We start from the raw sequence: 17,125 nt of genomic DNA, 5'->3' as shown, positions 1-17,125 counted from the left end.
TGAAATACATTAAACTGATTTTAATTTTACTTGTTTTTGGTTCGTGTTCTACGAATAAATCAGCAATTGGTTTATATGGAAATTGCGGAAAAAGTTACTTTGCTTGTACTCAAATTGAACTGAAATCGGACAATACTTTTGAGTATTTTATTTTTTATGATGTTGGAGGCGGAAATGTTCTAAAAGGAACTTGGAAAAAAACTTCTAACGACACAATTGTATTAAACACCTACGAACAACCTGAATTTCCTAAAACCACTTATGTTGGAAAAATAAATCCTGAATTAAAAGAAAAAATTAAAATACGGATATCTGACAAAAATGGTGCTCTCGGATATGCGAGCATTCAGATTAACGACAAAAAACTAGGAAAAGGAGCTAATGAAAATGGTGTTGCGGAATTTAAAGCTGAATCAATTAAAAATGTTTATTACAATTTTCTAGGTCTACAAGAGACAATTGAAATTGACAATCCAAATTATAACGAAATTGAAATTCGAATTAAAGATTTGGATATAAATGCAATACCTGAGTTTATAACTGACCAAAAAATTGAATTTAAGCAGAATAAGATAATTATGGACTCAAGTTACGTTTACAAAAGAACGAGTATGAAAAATAAGCAATGGAAATAAAAAACGAATGAAATATCAAATAATCGCAATCGAAAATACTGAAAGTCAAGATCGATATACTGTCTCAGCAAAAAAAGTAAACTCAGATGATAAGGTAGCACTAAAAAACATCGCATTGCCTATTTTTGTTCGAGTTGGCGACCTGATTAGACATTGCGAACATAATTTCTACGATGTAATTGATAGCAATGACAATCTTGTGTATCGGAATTAATAACTGATAATTTTATACATTTAGGCTATCAGTAAAAGCAACATGCTATTTTATGAATCAAAAATGCAACTTGTTTTTCAAATGATAAACAAGTTGCAACTGTCATTCACGTTCATCTGTGCGAATCCAAAAAGTTAGTGTATTTTTACATGTGATGTTTCATACGTAAAATCTTTAGCATTAAAAATAAATGAATCACCAAAACAAATTTATCGAATATTTGAGCTCATTTATGTCTTTATCTGATCGTTATATTGACGACTTAAAAAAACAGTTGAAGAGTAAAAAAGTAGCAAAAGAAACTATTTATTTTGATAGAGATACATACTCAAAAAAATTGAGTTTCCTAGCTAAAGGAATCATGAGAATATACGATATTGACGAATCTGGACAAGAATGGAACAAAGTTTTTCTCTCTCCTCCAAGTTTAGTGCTTGGCAATCCAAATTTTGAAGAAAAATCAACGCATTATGTGGAAACTATTAGTGATTGTGAAGTTATTGAACTACCAATAGATTTAGTAAAAACTCATTTAAAAAACTATCCTGAAACGAGAGAATTACAGTCAAAACTGCTACTTCACTTGTTTGAAAAAAAATCTAAAAGAGAATATGATTTCCTTACTTTAAATGCCAAAGAGCGGTATCTTAAATATTTGAAAGAACACAGTCATATCATCAATGAAATCCCTCAATTTCACATTGCAAGTTATCTTGGAATTACATCTACCCAATTATCAAGAATTAATGTTTCTATTAAAAATCAACAAATGTAAATGACGGTGGAAGATTGAATTTTTAAATTTGTTACTGCACTAATTTAATTTCAATCACATGAAGTTTAAAACAGTTTTCGACAAAGCAAATCATCAATTCGTCTTAATTGAACGAAACGGTGAATGGCAAAAAATTCATACGGAATCTAATTTATTAGAATTGTTAGATAAAAAAGAGTCCGCTTTTTTAAATTTCGAATATTCTAAAATTCAACCAGAAAACTATCAGGACAAAATTCCCTTCCATCCTACTGCTTATCGAGACTTTATGCTTTACGAAAAACATGCCATTGATGCAGCAAGAGGTTTTGTAAAAAAATATATGCCTCATCTACTTCCAATTGTAGTGACTTATGAAAAAATTTTTAGAAAACCTTTCCCTAAGCTAAAACCAAAAAAGCGATTTTATAAACATCCTATTTATTATATGGGAAACCATTTGAATTTTATTTCTGAAGGCGATTCTATTAATATTCCATCTTATACCAAAGAACTGGATTATGAATTGGAATTAGGAGTTGTGATTACAAAACCATTAAAAAATGCTTCTATTGAAGAAGTTAACGATGCAATTGGCGGCTTTTTAATTTTGAACGATTTCTCAGCAAGAGATGTGCAATTAGATGAAATGAAAAGTGGATTTGGTCCAATGAAAGCAAAGAATTTTGGAAATTCTATTTCATCAGTCGTTACTGGAAAAAACGAACTTATTCATAAAATTGATGACCTAAAGGTACAGGTTTTAATTAATGATAAAACAATCGTTGAAAGTGATACAAAAGGAGCATTTTATTCTTTGCAAGAAGCAATTGCGTATGCATCTTGGGAAGAGCAATTGCATCCTGGAGAATTATTTGGTTCTGGTACCATACCAGGTTGTACAGGAATTGAAAACGGTGTAATGCTACACAAAGGAGATACCATTACACTACAAATAGAAGGAATTGGCGCATTAACAAATAAAATTAATTAAATGAAAGAATACGATATCATTTTTAATGAAGCTATGAAAGGCATGGGTTTTGTCCCTAATAGTTTGTACAGAATGAGTGCAAAACCTAATATATTGGGCGCTTTTTCTATGCTGTACGCTAACATAAAAGGATTTTCAAATTCAGAAACTTCTACTTGGACAGGAATTAAATTATTTATTAAAAATTTACGTTGGACTTTAAAAGCTAAAAAAGAAAGTCACTTAGAAGTACCTACCTATTTAAAGGATTTAATTTCAAACATAACAAGCAGTGCTGCTGGTTGCAGATATTGTCAGGCGCATACAGCACATACAGCTTACAAAAATGGAGTTGCTATTGAAAAAATTCAAAAAGTATGGGAATTTCAAACCTCCGATTTATTCTCAGAAAAAGAACGCGCTGCACTCAACTTTGCATTGGCTGCAGGAAGTATTCCAAATCAGGTTACAACAGCACATCATCAAAAATTAGCAGAATTCTTTACCGAATCTCAAATTATTGAAATCGTTTCTACTATTGCCATATTTGGCTTTTTAAACCGTTGGAATGATTCTATGGCAACAGCATTAGAAGATGAACCGTTTCAGTTTGCTACTAAATATCTTTCAGAAAATTGGGAAGCAGGAAAACATCAAAAAAAATGAATACAATAATAGATCTTTCTAAAACAATCCAATACAATGCTAATGATCCTTTTTTTATGAAAGTAAAAATTAAGCACAAAGCACATAAAAAAGCCAAATGGTTGGTTCGATTTCTGGGCTTACCCTTTCGTTTATTTCCAAAAAAATTCACAGGTTGGGCAGATGATGAAATTAAAAAAATGGGAGTCCATTCTACTACACACATAGATGCACCTTGGCATTATGGACCAACTTGCATGGGAAAACGCGCAAAAACTATTGATGAAGTTCCTTTGGAATGGTGCTATGGCGAAGGCATTGTTATTGATATGAAACACAAAAAAGACTTTGATCCAATTACTTCAAACGATATAAAAGTATTTTTAGGAAAAGAAAAAGTAGTATTAATTCCAGACATGATTGTACTTATAAAAACTGGAAGAGATAAACTAATGGGCACAAAAGACTTTTTTTATAAAGGAACAGGAATGAGTGCCGAAGCAACAGAATGGCTTATAAAACAAGGTATAAAAGTTATGGGAATTGACCAATGGGGTTGGGATTTACCATTGCCACATGTCATCAAAAAAGCAAAAGAAAGTAACAATCCTGAATTATTTTGGGAAGCACATTTAGTCGGAATAGATCATGAATATTGCCACATGGAACAACTTACAAATTTAGATGCACTACCGACAACGGGATTTAAAGTAGCAGCATTTCCACTAAAAATAAAAGGCGGTTCTGCGGCTCCAGCAAGAGTTGTTGCGATACTCAATGATTAATTAAAGTCTACTGTTAGTTATACTAGTAGTACATAATTTCTAGGATATAATTGATAGTCATAATAATCTTATCTATCAGAATTAGTCAATAATAATGTTTACATTTATGCTATCTGTTAAATATATATGACATTTTACGCATCAAAAATAAAGGAGATTAAAAAGAGTTGTTTTTCAAATGACAAACAGGTTGCGACTGTGATTAACATTAAAAATTATATTGATACGTATTATGAAACTAACGTGAATTTAGACGCTTTATCGCAAAGTGAATTTGTTTCTAAATATCATTTGTTACGCTTGTTTAAAAAATATTACGGACAAACACCACGACAATATTTGATTGATACACGCATTGAAAAATCGAAAGTGCAATTAAAAAATGGCATGTCGGTCACGGAAACTTGTTTTTCGGTTGGATTTGAAAGTGTTGGTTCGTTTAGTACTTTATTTAAGACTCGAATTGGCATTTCGCCTAGTAAATACCAAAAAGAGCAACTTTCGAGAAGTAAATTTATTTCAAAATCCGCAACTTTGAACGGATCCTAAAATACATAAAAAATGAAAATTACACTGATTAGCATTCCCGTTCTAGATCAAGAAAAAGCATTAAAATTTTATACCGATGTATTGGGTTTTATTAAAAAGAAAGACATGCCATTAGAAGGTGGCAACAGATGGATTACGCTCGTTTCAAAAGATGCGCAAGATGGTCCTGAAATTTTATTAGAACCTGCGCCACTTCACTTTGAACCATCTAAAGTTTATCAAGAAGCGTTGATGAAAGCAGGTTTTCCATACACACAAATTGATGTAGATAGTGTAGATACCGAATATGAACGACTCACAAAATTGAATGTTGAATTTAGTGTAAAACCCACCATTGTTGGCACTGTAAAAATTGCCGTTTTTAACGATACTGTTGGAAATAACATGCAACTTCTTGAAATGTTGTAACACAATAAAAAGAGGCTGTCTAAAAAGTCATAATTTCGTCAAACCAAACTTCATGCGATTTCGCATAATAGTTAAAAATCAACTTTATGAAATTCTGGATCAAGTCCAAAATGACTGCTTTTAAAACTTTTAGACAACCTCTTTTAAATATATCTAAAAAATAGTTCTTCTATAAGCTTAATCGTTTTCATTCCATTGAGTAGAATAATCAAGGTGTGCAGCTCCACCGTTGATGCTTAATTTTTCGACTACTTTTATTTCATTTGCTTTGAATGCTGAAATTTTTGTGACTGTTTTTTTCATGAGTACGGTTTTTAAATTCATAATTCTAATGATATTAAAAATCCTGTAAAGTTAAATTTACTGAATAATAGTTCCACGCAGAATCACCGAATCTTTTTTAATAACCACAATGCCATCTTTTACAAAATACGTGTCAGTTTCTACATCTTTTAAATTGGGACCGCCATTAATTTTAACATCATCTCCAATGCGACAGTTTCTGTCAATAATTGCATTTTTGATGTAACAACGTTCGCCAATTCCCATCAAAATGTCTATCTTTTTTGCTTCAATTTCTTCCAACGATTCATACGAATCATTTCCCATCATGTACGTATTAATGATAACTGTATCGTCTCCAATTCGGGAGCGAATTCCGATCACAGAACGTTCTATTTTGGAAGCATGAATGATACAACCATCAGAAATAACCGTATTATTCAACGTAGTCCCCGAAATTTTAGAAGTCGCCAAAATACGCGCGTTTGTATAAATACGTCGTTTTTGATCGTATAAATTGAATTTTGGAATATCGTCCGTTAATCCAAGATTGGCTTCAAAAAACGATTCTATATTTCCGATATCAGTCCAATAACCTTCGTATTGGTAACTTACGGTTTTGTGTGTATCAATACTTTGCGGAATGATTTCTTTTCCAAAATCAACCGTATCCGGATTGTCCATCAATTTGATAAGTAAATCTCTGTTAAAAATGTAAATTCCCATTGAAGCCAAGTACAATCGCTTCTCTTTTTTCATTTCTTTACTTACATCCGATTTCCAATCTGGTAACAAATCTGCCGCAGGCTTTTCTATAAAAGAAGTAATTACATTTTCTTCATTTGTTTTTAAAATCCCGAACGATGTGGCATCTTTTGCATTTACAGGATACGTTGCAATTGAAATTTCTGCATTAGACGCTTCATGCTGTTTAATCATTTCATTAAAATCCATCTGATACAATTGATCTCCCGAAAGAATCAACGCATATTCAAAGTCATTTTTTAGGAAGTGATGCATACTTTGTCGCACTGCATCTGCCGTTCCTTGAAACCATTTGTCACTTGTAATTGTTTGTTCTGCCGCAAGGACATCTACAAAAGCCGAACTAAAGAAACTAAAGTGATACGTATTTGAAATATGCTTGTTCAACGAAGCCGAATTAAACTGCGTTAATACATACATACGCTTAATATCTGAGTTGATACAGTTTGAAATTGGAATATCAACCAATCGATATTTCCCCGCAATCGGAACTGCTGGTTTTGATCGTGCTTCTGTCAATGGATAGAGGCGCGAACCTTGTCCACCTCCAAGAATAATACTTAGTACTTTGTCGTTTATCATGGTAAAATTATAAGATCGATTTATATAGGTTTTCAGTTTGTTTGGCTATGGCTTTCCAGTCAAAAAAGTCTTCTACACGTTTTCTGCTGGCAATTTCCATCTTATTTCGCAATTCGTTATCATTCACTACTTTGTTAATTCCGTCAGCAATATCTTGTGCAAATTTTTCTGGATTCACAGGTTCAAAAGGTGCTGTATCTTGCTGCTTAACTTCTATTAAAATTCCTGTTTCATTCGGAAGTACTACTTCTTTTATTCCGCCAACTGCACTGGCAACAACGGCAGTTTTACATGCCATTGCTTCTATATTGATGATTCCGAACGGTTCATAAATAGAAGGACAACAAAAAACAGTTGCATGTGAGTATAATTGAATGATTTCGTCTTTCGGCAACATTTCTTCAATCCAAAAAACATTGTCACGCGTTTGCTTTACCGCAGCCACACTTTCTTGCATTTCTTTGGCAATTGCTTCCGTATCAGGCGCACCTGCACACAGCACAATTTGCGTATCTTTATGTATATGTTTGATGGCATTTACCAAGTGAATGATTCCTTTTTGACGTGTAATGCGACCTACAAATAACACGTACGGTTTGGAAATGTCTATATTGAATTTTTCGAGTGTTGTTTTTTCGGGTGTACATTGATACTGCTGTAGATTGATTCCGTTGTAAATGACCTTTATTTTGTCTTCAGATACATTGAAATGTGTCAAAACATCCGTTTTCGTTTCTTCTGAAACCGCAATAATTGCATCAGCCATTTCAATCGCCGTTTTCTCAATCCAAGAAGAAGCATCGTATCCGCGACCGAGTTGTTCGCGTTTCCACGGACGCAAAGGTTCCAAAGAATGTGTCGTAATGACCAATGGTTTTCCGTAACAAAGTTTTGCCATAATTCCAGCAAACTGTGCGTACCATGTATGACAATGCACGACATCTGCATCAATTTCGTCTGCGTTCATGTGCAAATTGGTCTGTAACGTATTAAAAACTGTTTTTAGTTTTTTGTCAGTCGTTTCAAACCGTTCATGATTGCCTAAAAAACCGGTAATATTTAGGTTGTCTGTAGTTACTTTTTGATCGCCAAAACTTCGCACAGTCACATTCATAAGTTCTTTCAGTTCATCTGCTAAATATTCTACGTGAACACCTGCGCCACCATATACATACGGAGGAAATTCTTTGGTAAAGAAAAGTACTTTCATGAGCTATTTTTAACCTTTTTCTAGTTTATTTTTTGTAATGAGTTTAAAATTAGTCAATTAATATGACATAATTACTACAATTTCACAACTGTTAACGGAATAATAAAACGAAAAGGTTTTCGTAATGAATGTATTTTTATTACGACAGATTGTTTGTATAAAAAACCGTATTTTTAAGGTGTAAAAATTGACTTTGAAAATTTAAAATAGAACAGATGAAAAAGATTTTTTTAATTGCCTTAGTAGGCATGTTATTTAGTTGTACTTCTTCTGCCCAAAAAGATGGCAAGAAAGAAAATTATAAGGTAACAAAAACAGAAAGTGAATGGAGAAAGCAATTAAGCGCTAAAGCATTTAATGTATTGCGTGAAGCTGGAACAGAACGTTCGTTTTCAAGTCCGTTGAATAAGAATAAAGCCAAAGGAACATATCATTGTGCAGGTTGTAATACTGCATTGTTTAAAAGTGATACTAAGTTTGATTCCGGAACAGGCTGGCCAAGTTTTTATCAAGAGATTAAAGGAAATGTGAATTACAGTACCGATTATAAAATTGGACGCGCACGCACCGAAGAACATTGTGCAACGTGTGGCGGACATTTAGGACATGTATTTGATGATGGACCACAACCTACAGGAAAGAGACATTGTATTAACGGTGCTGCGTTGAAGTTTGTACCTAAAAAATAGACTTGTTAGATTGTTAGACTGTTTTCAAACAGTATTTGAATTTTATTAGAAACTTCATTTTCAAATTGACAAATTGAGTTGAAACGTCTTTGTAAGAAAGTGATGACGAAGCAATCTGTTACTTGAAAGAATAGAAACTTTCTAAGTAAATCGTTCATAAAACAAACAGACTAACACCTTGCTTTTACTTCTCGTTGTGACGGTTTGCAGGTGATTTTTCATTTTGTGAATTTAAGATGTAAAATAAAATATTTTAAAATTCCGATTCCTAAAATTGAACAAATGTCTCTGCTTGATGAAAAACTATCGATTCAGTTTGCAAATAGTAAGAATCAATCCATTACACATAAGGTAACGTTAGATGATCGGACAGAAATAAAAGATCTTCAAAATTATGTACAGTAACATTTTAATCAAAAACTTCGCATTGCATGAATTCCGTAGCCGAAAATTATTTAGAGAGTACCAAGAAACAGTTTGCCTATTATAAAAGTTTAGGAGATAAAACCTTTGCACAATTAAGTGATGCAGATATTCATTGGCAGCAAAATGAAGATAGCAATAGCGTTTCTATTATTGTGAAACATATTGTTGGAAATATGCTGAGCCGTTGGACAAATTTCCTTACGGAAGATGGCGAAAAAGAATGGCGCCATCGCGATACCGAATTTGAAGCTACATACAAAACGAAAGTCGAAATGATTGCCGCTTGGGAAACAGGTTGGCAATGTTTGTTTGATGCGATCAATCCGTTGCAAGCCGACGATGTTTCCCGAATTATTTACATTAGAAATCAAGGACATACGGTTTTGGAAGCAATTACGCGTCAATTGTGCCATTATCCGTATCATATTGGTCAGTTGGTATATGTTGCGAAGTTGATTCGCTCAGATGAATGGGAATCATTGTCGATTCCGAAAGGAAATTCAGCTACCTATAATTCAGATAAATTCAGTAAAGAAAAAAGCAAGCAGCATTTTACGGATGATTTGTAGGTCGCTAACGCTATTAGATTGTTAGATCGGCTTTGCCTTTTAGATCGCTGACGCTCTTAGATTGTTAGACTTTTTCAAATCATAATTGAGTTTTTGTATGAAATTTTATTGGTCTCAAAAATATACTTTATGTGTAGCCATTTTTATGATTTTGTTTCACAAAAAACAGTTTTTATATGTGATAGTGTCATGTCTACATAAAATTTTGCACTAAAAAAAGCCCAAACGTAACCAGCTTGGACTTTATTAATATTGTTGTTTCTTGTATTGATTACACAATGGAATGTTTAAATACTTTTATAGGATCTTCTCCAAAGATTTTTTCAATTTTAGCATGATAGATGTTTGCTATTTCCTTATAACCTGAGTTTTTTAAATGAATTTCGTTGTCCCATTGCGATTCGTTTGGAAATTTTCCGCGCAAATCAATGTGATGAAAGTTTTCGTATTCTGCATCTAAATCGATTAGCATTTGATTGAATTCATCTACCAAATATTTTATGATTGATTTTTGCTTTGATTTTTGACCAATTTGCTTTGCCGCAAACGATGGCAATAACCAGGGACCTAATATATTTCTAAAAATAAAATTATACCCTTTTCCGTTCACTTTTGCATAATCGTAACCATCCATTAAAATGTTACAATTTACGTTTGTGGCACGAACCGATTTTATAAAAAATTCAATCGCAGTTTTCATTTCTACCAAACGCGCTTGAAAAATCTCTTTATTCACTAAACTCTCCGGATTTGACGCACTGTGATTGAGATATCCTAATATTTCACTTCCAACAATGTCGTTTCCGCCTGCGCTAAATAATACAATTCTCGGTTTGTGTTTTCGAATCGATTGTAGTGTTTTTTGTAATGAAATGGCACCTTCATTCGTATAGGTATTTCGACGTTTTTTAACTTCTGTCCCAAATACCATATTCTCTAGCGTATCACCCGCTTTTGCATATTTGTCAACGGCATATCCTTTTTTAATTAAGTAATCTATGACATCTTTTCGGAATGGATAATCGAACCACGAATCACCTTCTGCAACAATTGTCAATGCTTTCGGATATGTTTTTTTTAATCTTTTTTGAGAAATGCGCGCTTGATCTTGTTTGAACTTTTTGAGCTGTTGTGACATGGTTTTTACTTTTTAATAATTACCTAAAAATAAGCTAATTATTCATAAAAAACTTACGGTTTTTCTCAATTTACAGTCTGAACTGCTGTTTTTACGAATAGAATTGCTAAATTTTTCTTACTTCCGTACAAAACGAACATTTTCAATTCGTCTAGAAGTCACACGTATCTCATTAATATTTCCTGCGCTATCTTTTTCAAAAGAAAGATTATAAGCATCTACCAACATTTCATTCGGGTAAACTAATAATCCGTTTCTTTTTTTATTGTCAATTGTGATTTGATAATTTTCTTTTTCTATGTTTTTGATCGTAAACAAAACATCCGTTTCTGCATTTAAAAAAGTACCGTTTAGCGCGCTAAAATCAAACGTGCTTAAATCACTTTCGATACGCGTTAACGTAAATGGTGGCACTGTTGGATAATACGCCGTAATTTGCATGATTCCTTCTTCATTTTTGGTAAATTCTTGTTTAAAAGGCGCATCATTCCATTGCTGAAAAACATTGTCCGATTCCCGCACTAATTTTATGTCATTTCTTCCCGAACGAATCATATATACATCTCCTTCACGTTCTTCAAATTTCATGATATATCCACTTTTCGTGCGATAAATTCCTAAAATATCCTCATTTGTTACCTTTTCTCCTATTGTTGCAGGTACAATTGGAAACGTTTCTTTTGAGTCTGTTTTGTTGAGTAACACATCTGCCATTTGTAAGGTTTGCATCATCGGATCAATTTTTCCAGTATTAATCATGGTAACTACTGTAAAATTCCCTGTTTTAAATCGTGCTGTAATGGCTTTCCAAGCGCCTGTTGATCCACCATGAAAGCGATACAATTCGTTTTTATGTTCCCCAAATTCAACACCATAACCATAATTCTGAATGCTTGTATTTTCAATCAATTCCTGACTTTTCGCTAGAATTTCTTTTGAAAAATGCTTGCTTTTTAGAGTTTGTAATAGTTTTTCCCATTGCAATTGATCTTCTAACGTCGAGAATAAATTTCCATCGCCATGTAAATTACATGTCCATTCGTAGGTTGTCCAAGTATCAAAGTTAAAATACGGTTTTGCAATTTGCCCTTTTATGTTTTTATAGTCATTTACAAACGACGTATTTGGCATATTCAACTTTTTAAAAAGCTTATTTGTGTAGGCAACAAACGAAGTTCCTGTTACTTTTTCTATGATTTGGGTCAGTAGTATATAATTGGAATTGTTGTATGAATATTTCGATCCTGGCACAAAATTCACATCTTGTTGTTTTGCCAATAATTCCATCGCGTCTGCATTGCTAAATTTTTGTTTCCACCAAGTAATACCTTGCAAATTCCATAAATCATACACACCTCTAACGCCGCTTGAATGATTGAGTAAGTGCTTTATTTTAATTGGATGTTTGATGTTTTTATACAAGTTTGGCAGGTATTTTCGTAAATCATCTTCTAAGCTTAGCTTGTTTTTTTCTACCAAAGTCAGTACTGCAAAAGCGGTAAATTGTTTTCCGTTTGAAGCAATGTTGAAGCGCGACATTTTTCCAATGTGTACACTATCTTTTAAGTTGGCATAGCCTGCGTATTTTGTATAGATAATTTCACCATTTTGCACTATTCCCACGGCAATTCCTGGCCCATCTTTTGGAACGTCTTGTATGGCAATCTTGTTTAATTTATCACGTTGTGAATCGGTTAATTCCTGTCCAAAATTCAGCATTGACGACAAGAGAAAAACTAAAAATATTATGTTTAATTTCATTAGAATACTGTTTGTGTTTTTTGATACTACAAATGTGGTATTCTTAGTAATACAAAGCGCGCCAAATCGTGATTTGACACGTATTTTTTAGTTTTTTTGACTAAAATATTCTTTCGGAGTTTGTTGTGTGTGTTTTTTAAACGCTCTGTTAAACGTTGATTTTGAGTTAAATCCAGAATCTAAAGCAATTCCAAGTAGCGTTTTGGTATTGTTTTCGCTGGCAGTTACTTTTTTAATGACTTCTTGCGTTCTGTAGTTGTTTACAAAGTCGTTAAAGTTCATTTTGAAGCCTTTATTGATAATGTTTGACACTTTTTTAGGATGTGTATTCAGTTTTGAAGCTACATCAAACAAAGTCAAATTTGGATTTGTAAATAGCTTCTCGGAAGTCATAAAATGTTCCAACTGTTTTTGTAATTCTTTATCCGCTTGCGTAATTTCAATTTCAGCTTTTTCAGTCGTTTCTGTTCCTGTTGTTTCTTCTTCCGCTTCCGCGAGAAAGTCTACAGAGAAACTTTTCGATAACTGTGGTAAATACGGTAAATTTATTTTGATACTATGCACATATCCGCTCAAAGCGATATAATAAAATAAGATAGAAAACGAGAGATAATACCAATATTTATTTCCGAAGTTTGCCCATTCGGGATTGAGAATGAAAAATAGGATTCTGATGAGTAACAAGCCTAAGAAAGCGATTAAAAATCGTTGAATCCAAACGTAGAGAATGGAATCTGCAAAACTGACCGTTTCATAGGTTTTCTTTTTGTATTTGTTATAGTGTTTTAAAGATGCGAACAAGTAAAACACCAATAGTATAAAGCCAGAAATTTGATACCAAAGCGCCAAATCTTTGTCTCTTCCATCTGCATAAAAATAGTATTCATCTAAGATCATTTTGTCTGCAATCCAAATGATCAAACTATATACTGCATATACAATTGCAGGAATAAAATGTAACCAATCTTTCCGTTGAAATATAAACGAAGGCGTTAACGAGCTTTTCACATAGAAATACAATAATGGTGGCAGTAAAAAAAGTTGCTGAAACGGTATAAAAAACAGAACTTCTCTATGACTTTTTATTCCGTACCAACCTGCATAACCTAACATAAAAGGCGCAATATACATGGAACATAAAAAAATAAAACCTGCCAACCAAAAACTCGATTTGTGTTCGTTTCGTATGCCTTTATAGAGTAAAAGCAACGTAAATACCAATCCGTGAATAAAGAAGATAAGTAATGTTGAACTTTTGAATCCGAAACCGAAATGCATATGATGAGGTTTTGAAAATTTATGAGTTAAATATACATTAAATTATGTCAGGAAGGTTTCGATCATATCGTGTTAAATAATCGATTCTGTTGAAACTGAAAATTTCTAAAAGCTGATCGGTGGTAATCTTTATATCTTTAATCTCAAATGCTTGAACACCTTCGTTAATTGTGCCTATAATTAAACTGTGATACCCTTTTTTTCCTCCTCTAAACATGATACGGAAATCTACAACATCATGCCAAAAAACTCGTTTCCCATCCAATACAAATCCTAGTTTATCTGTGTTAAAATGTATTCTTCTAGGTGTGTAATAATCCATAATAGCACGTGTAATTAAAAAGCAAAATGCTATAAAAGCGAGGAAACCAAATAATAGTTTGTAACCATTATTATCCACACTAAATATTGCGATTATTAATGAAATTAATATAAAAAAAGCGCCTGAAGTCCATTCACTTTGGTAGCTAGTTTCTTTTATCTTAATCTTTTGTGTATTTTCTTTTGAATAGTATTTGGAATAAAACGGTTGATTAGGTAAAATGTAATTTTCTTTGTTTAAAAGAAATAAATCGTAGTTTTTGCGAATGTATGTAATAATCTTATTGTGCAAATCAATTTGTTGCCATTCTAGTTCTTCAAAATCAACACGCATGGAAGGGCATTCTTCTTCAAAATCGGCAACATCTTTTGTCAGTGCGCAAGTAATTCCTTTTGTATCATCAAAATCTCGATACTCACAAACTTTGCAATATGCGAGTTGCCGTTTTCGTTCGTTTGAAATTTTAATTACCTTTTGATTCATTCTATCGGATAAACAAAAATAATATTGCAGTGATTCCTCTAAATGGCATTGATTCACTCATCTTATCAACTCTGAGTAATTGTGTGAACATGAATAATAATAAAGGATGACATAATACTAAAAACCAAAAAAGCAGATTAAATCCGCTGGTGCTATTAGCTATTCCAGATTCCATACTAATGGCTTCACGATATGCAAAACAAATTAATATAACGGCTAATATATATACAATACCAAGTATCGAAATTGCTTGACAAATTTGTCTGTCTATAGTAAGTAACTTTGGTTTTATGGAGTCAGTGAGTTTTAAAACGATCAAAACCAAAGAATACCAGAAAAAGCCATACATGATCAGGTTTTCAAAAATATGAATGCTACTTTCTAAGATCTGATACATTTATTGTTTTCTGAATTGAGAATTGTATAATGTTTTTTTGTATAACTTGTCTTTTTTATGAATTACGAAACGCTTTTTTTACTGAATACACGAAAATAGGATATCACCGAGAATTTTACTTTTTTAAAATTTCAGTAACAAAATGCAAACTATAGTGTTTATAAACTGTGTTTTAGCAGTTAAGACAAATGTTTCTTTATATCTTTTGACCAATACAACCCTAAGAATAAAAGTGATGGTACTAAAAGTAATAATGTATACACAAAGAAATCTCCTGCAAATGCATAGCTAGAATTATTAATTATATACGCAAAAATAAAGACTACTTGACAAATAGAATACACATACAATCCTTTCATTTTTTTTGTAATCATCATTACGGCTCCAATCAATGTTCCTACACAAGCTGGCGCATATAAATAGCTTATAAAAGGTAGCAATTGCACATTTTCGCTAGTAAAATCAGATGCGATCGAAGACACAGAAGACGCTACTGAATAGAAGAAAAGGAAATACGTCATCAATACTAATGAGCCTAAAATAGTAAATATTCCAAGTATGATAAGAATCGCCGGTGCGTTATCACTTTTTTGAACATACACTACATTCGGGTTTTGGTTTGCGTTATTCTCTGTAATTTGTTGATTAGAATTAGAAGTATCCATGTTTTATATTTTATGGTTTAAGTTAGTTGATTATTTAAAAAATTAAAAAGAACTTATATTGTTCGGTTATTTATGCAATTCACACCAATAAAAAAGGGTAAAAGTTTTTGCTATATATGTGTTTTAACAACAGATTTTGATGTTCTTTAAAATTTTATGAACTGAAAGATAGAAACTATTTATAAAAAAACAACTGTGTAAGATATTATTTATATAAATTTAGCTTTTATGATTGAAAAAAATCGCTAAAACCTTTAAAACATTGTTTTTTATAGAATCTTCACTATCAATCTCCACAATTTCACAAGAAAGCGACCTCAACCAATCGCGATGAATTTTGACAGAACGACCTGTAAAAGTTGGATCGTCATAACGTTTTGCCCACGCTAAAAATGCTTGTGATCGTTCTTGAATTATTGGGTCTATTTGCAATTTGTCTCCGTAACGTGCTACTTCGCGCTGTTGTAATCGTTGCATGCGAATTTCTTTGTCTAAGGTGACAAAAACGACCAAATCGAATGCCGTTTCCCAATACGTTCCCCAACTCACCAATGAACCGCTGACAATGATATTTGCATGCTTTTCAAAATCTGTTTGTAAATTTTCTTTTCGTTCTTCTGATGTGACTTTTATTTGATACGGTGGATTTGTGGATTTCCAGTAAAAATCATCGATATCTAAGTGCGGAAACGAAGTCGCTTCTGACAATGCTTTTGCTAAAGTTGTGGTTCCTGAACCTGAGGCGCCGATGATGAGGAATTTCATTTTATTGAGTTTTGAGTCGCTTTGCTTCTGTTGTCAGTTGTCTGTTGTCGGTTGTCTGTTGTCTGTTGTCTGTTGTCTGTTGGAATGCTAACTTTATATTTGTTCCAAAGTATAAACTTTTTAACTTATAAACTCTTAATGTTTGTTGTTTGTTGTTTGTTGTTTATTGTTTATTGTTCGTTATTCATCATTCGTTATTCATTATTCGCTATTCGCTATTTCAACTTTCGTTATTCATCATTCGCTATTCATCATTCACTATTCATCATTCGTTATTCGTTATTCGTTATTCGTTATTTCAACTTTCGTTTGATTCGTCTTAGTAATTCTGGTAAATCAAAGGTAAAACCTATTACTTTAATTTCGTTTGCTTTTACCTTTGAAACGTCTTTGCGAAAGTTTTACATTGAGCATTAGCGAAATGAAAAACTTGTGGCAATCTGCTAATTGAGAAACAGATCATTTCGAGTGAACCCAATACAAATACTTCTTTGTAATGACGTTTCTTAGTTGTTCTCGATACATTTTTCTATCGAAAATCACTCGAACTGACGACTTGTAAAAATAAGAAGCATATAACGTCACTTCGAGTGAAATTTTGAAAAAATTTTGTATCGAGAAGTACTTTGATTTTCTGAGCTGTTCTCGATAGCTCTGATGAGCGAAGTCGAAGTACATTTTTGTCTATCTCGACTGCGCTCGATATGACAAAAGAAATCGAACTGACGATCTGTGAAATCAACAATCGTACATCAAAAATTTAAAAACGTACTTCGAAGCGAGTTAGCGATAGCAGTGGAAAGCCCACAGCGAGTGTGCGAGCGAGGACT

General features: G+C 32.7%; 20 protein-coding genes. 10 read left to right on the top strand and 10 right to left on the bottom strand.

What is annotated here, in order from left to right; all coding sequences use genetic code 11:
* The 8 genes from AB8B65_RS01855 to AB8B65_RS01820 all read left to right on the top strand — a co-directional run.
* Positions 1–635, top strand: a 635-nt coding sequence (locus AB8B65_RS01855) for a hypothetical protein (protein WP_405299098.1), incomplete at its 5' end; no start/stop codon positions are given.
* 7 nt (positions 636–642) lie between these two features.
* A complete protein-coding gene (locus tag AB8B65_RS01850) occupies positions 643–849 on the top strand; it encodes a hypothetical protein (protein ID WP_405299097.1) in 207 nt (68 codons plus the stop codon).
* A 274-nt stretch (positions 850–1,123) separates the two neighbouring features.
* Positions 1,124–1,624 carry a Crp/Fnr family transcriptional regulator gene (locus tag AB8B65_RS01845; RefSeq protein ID WP_405299096.1) on the top strand — a complete coding sequence of 167 codons (501 nt, stop codon included), beginning with the start codon at positions 1,124–1,126 and terminating at the stop codon, positions 1,622–1,624.
* A gap of 58 nt (positions 1,625–1,682) precedes the next feature.
* Positions 1,683–2,597 carry a fumarylacetoacetate hydrolase family protein gene (locus tag AB8B65_RS01840; RefSeq protein WP_405299095.1) on the top strand — a complete coding sequence of 305 codons (915 nt, stop codon included), beginning with the start codon at positions 1,683–1,685 and terminating at the stop codon, positions 2,595–2,597.
* Positions 2,598–3,242 (top strand): carboxymuconolactone decarboxylase family protein, encoded by a 645-nt coding sequence (locus AB8B65_RS01835; RefSeq protein WP_405299094.1) that lies wholly within the window; start codon positions 2,598–2,600, stop codon positions 3,240–3,242.
* Positions 3,239–4,006 (top strand): cyclase family protein, encoded by a 768-nt coding sequence (locus AB8B65_RS01830; protein ID WP_405299093.1) that lies wholly within the window; start codon positions 3,239–3,241, stop codon positions 4,004–4,006. Before AB8B65_RS01835 ends, AB8B65_RS01830 begins: the two co-directional genes overlap by 4 nt.
* A 198-nt stretch (positions 4,007–4,204) precedes the next feature.
* Positions 4,205–4,555 carry a helix-turn-helix domain-containing protein gene (locus AB8B65_RS01825; RefSeq protein WP_405299092.1) on the top strand — a complete coding sequence of 117 codons (351 nt, stop codon included), beginning with the start codon at positions 4,205–4,207 and terminating at the stop codon, positions 4,553–4,555.
* A gap of 12 nt (positions 4,556–4,567) precedes the next feature.
* Positions 4,568–4,963 carry a VOC family protein gene (locus AB8B65_RS01820; RefSeq protein ID WP_405299091.1) on the top strand — a complete coding sequence of 132 codons (396 nt, stop codon included), beginning with the start codon at positions 4,568–4,570 and terminating at the stop codon, positions 4,961–4,963.
* A 177-nt stretch (positions 4,964–5,140) separates the two neighbouring features.
* On the opposite strand, the gene AB8B65_RS01815 is transcribed toward AB8B65_RS01820, so the two are convergent.
* The 3 genes from AB8B65_RS01815 to glgA are packed head-to-tail and all read right to left on the bottom strand — an operon-like array spanning position 5,141 to position 7,802.
* Complete coding sequence (locus AB8B65_RS01815; protein ID WP_405299090.1) at positions 5,141–5,266, bottom strand: hypothetical protein; 126 nt, start codon at positions 5,264–5,266, stop codon at positions 5,141–5,143.
* 57 nt (positions 5,267–5,323) lie between these two features.
* Positions 5,324–6,592: a glucose-1-phosphate adenylyltransferase gene (locus AB8B65_RS01810; protein WP_405299089.1), complete on the bottom strand. Its 1,269-nt coding sequence runs from the start codon at positions 6,590–6,592 to the stop codon at positions 5,324–5,326.
* A 7-nt stretch (positions 6,593–6,599) separates the two neighbouring features.
* Positions 6,600–7,802: a glycogen synthase gene (gene glgA, locus AB8B65_RS01805; RefSeq protein WP_405299088.1), complete on the bottom strand. Its 1,203-nt coding sequence runs from the start codon at positions 7,800–7,802 to the stop codon at positions 6,600–6,602.
* 215 nt (positions 7,803–8,017) lie between these two features.
* Between glgA and msrB the strand changes: the two genes are divergently transcribed.
* On the top strand, positions 8,018–8,491 hold the full coding sequence (gene msrB / locus AB8B65_RS01800) for a peptide-methionine (R)-S-oxide reductase MsrB (RefSeq protein ID WP_405299087.1): 474 nt from the start codon (positions 8,018–8,020) through the stop codon (positions 8,489–8,491).
* 431 nt (positions 8,492–8,922) lie between these two features.
* Positions 8,923–9,486, top strand: a complete 564-nt coding sequence (locus AB8B65_RS01795) for a DUF1572 domain-containing protein (RefSeq protein WP_405299086.1) — start codon at positions 8,923–8,925, stop codon at positions 9,484–9,486.
* Positions 9,487–9,757: 271 nt separating this feature from the next.
* Here the strand turns inward: AB8B65_RS01795 and AB8B65_RS01790 are convergent, their stop codons facing one another.
* From AB8B65_RS01790 to AB8B65_RS01760, 7 genes are all read right to left on the bottom strand, one after another.
* Complete coding sequence (locus tag AB8B65_RS01790) at positions 9,758–10,624, bottom strand: hypothetical protein (protein ID WP_405299085.1); 867 nt, start codon at positions 10,622–10,624, stop codon at positions 9,758–9,760.
* 117 nt (positions 10,625–10,741) lie between these two features.
* A complete protein-coding gene (locus AB8B65_RS01785) occupies positions 10,742–12,385 on the bottom strand; it encodes a serine hydrolase domain-containing protein (protein WP_405299084.1) in 1,644 nt (547 codons plus the stop codon).
* Positions 12,386–12,472: 87 nt separating this feature from the next.
* Positions 12,473–13,663 carry a helix-turn-helix domain-containing protein gene (locus tag AB8B65_RS01780; protein WP_405299083.1) on the bottom strand — a complete coding sequence of 397 codons (1,191 nt, stop codon included), beginning with the start codon at positions 13,661–13,663 and terminating at the stop codon, positions 12,473–12,475.
* A 37-nt stretch (positions 13,664–13,700) separates the two neighbouring features.
* Complete coding sequence (locus AB8B65_RS01775) at positions 13,701–14,468, bottom strand: hypothetical protein (RefSeq protein ID WP_405299082.1); 768 nt, start codon at positions 14,466–14,468, stop codon at positions 13,701–13,703.
* A gap of 1 nt (position 14,469) precedes the next feature.
* On the bottom strand, positions 14,470–14,865 hold the full coding sequence (locus AB8B65_RS01770; protein WP_405299081.1) for a hypothetical protein: 396 nt from the start codon (positions 14,863–14,865) through the stop codon (positions 14,470–14,472).
* A gap of 179 nt (positions 14,866–15,044) precedes the next feature.
* The gene (locus AB8B65_RS01765; protein WP_405299079.1) at positions 15,045–15,530 is read right to left on the bottom strand and encodes a hypothetical protein; all 486 of its coding nucleotides are present in this window, start codon (positions 15,528–15,530) and stop codon (positions 15,045–15,047) included.
* A 219-nt stretch (positions 15,531–15,749) separates the two neighbouring features.
* The gene (locus AB8B65_RS01760) at positions 15,750–16,295 is read right to left on the bottom strand and encodes an AAA family ATPase (protein WP_405299078.1); all 546 of its coding nucleotides are present in this window, start codon (positions 16,293–16,295) and stop codon (positions 15,750–15,752) included.
* Positions 16,296–17,125: the final 830 nt, after the last annotated feature.

The organism is Kordia sp., assembly GCF_045105435.1.
Lineage (GTDB): Bacteria > Bacteroidota > Bacteroidia > Flavobacteriales > Flavobacteriaceae > Kordia.
This window is presented reverse-complemented; position numbering and strand designations above follow the sequence as displayed.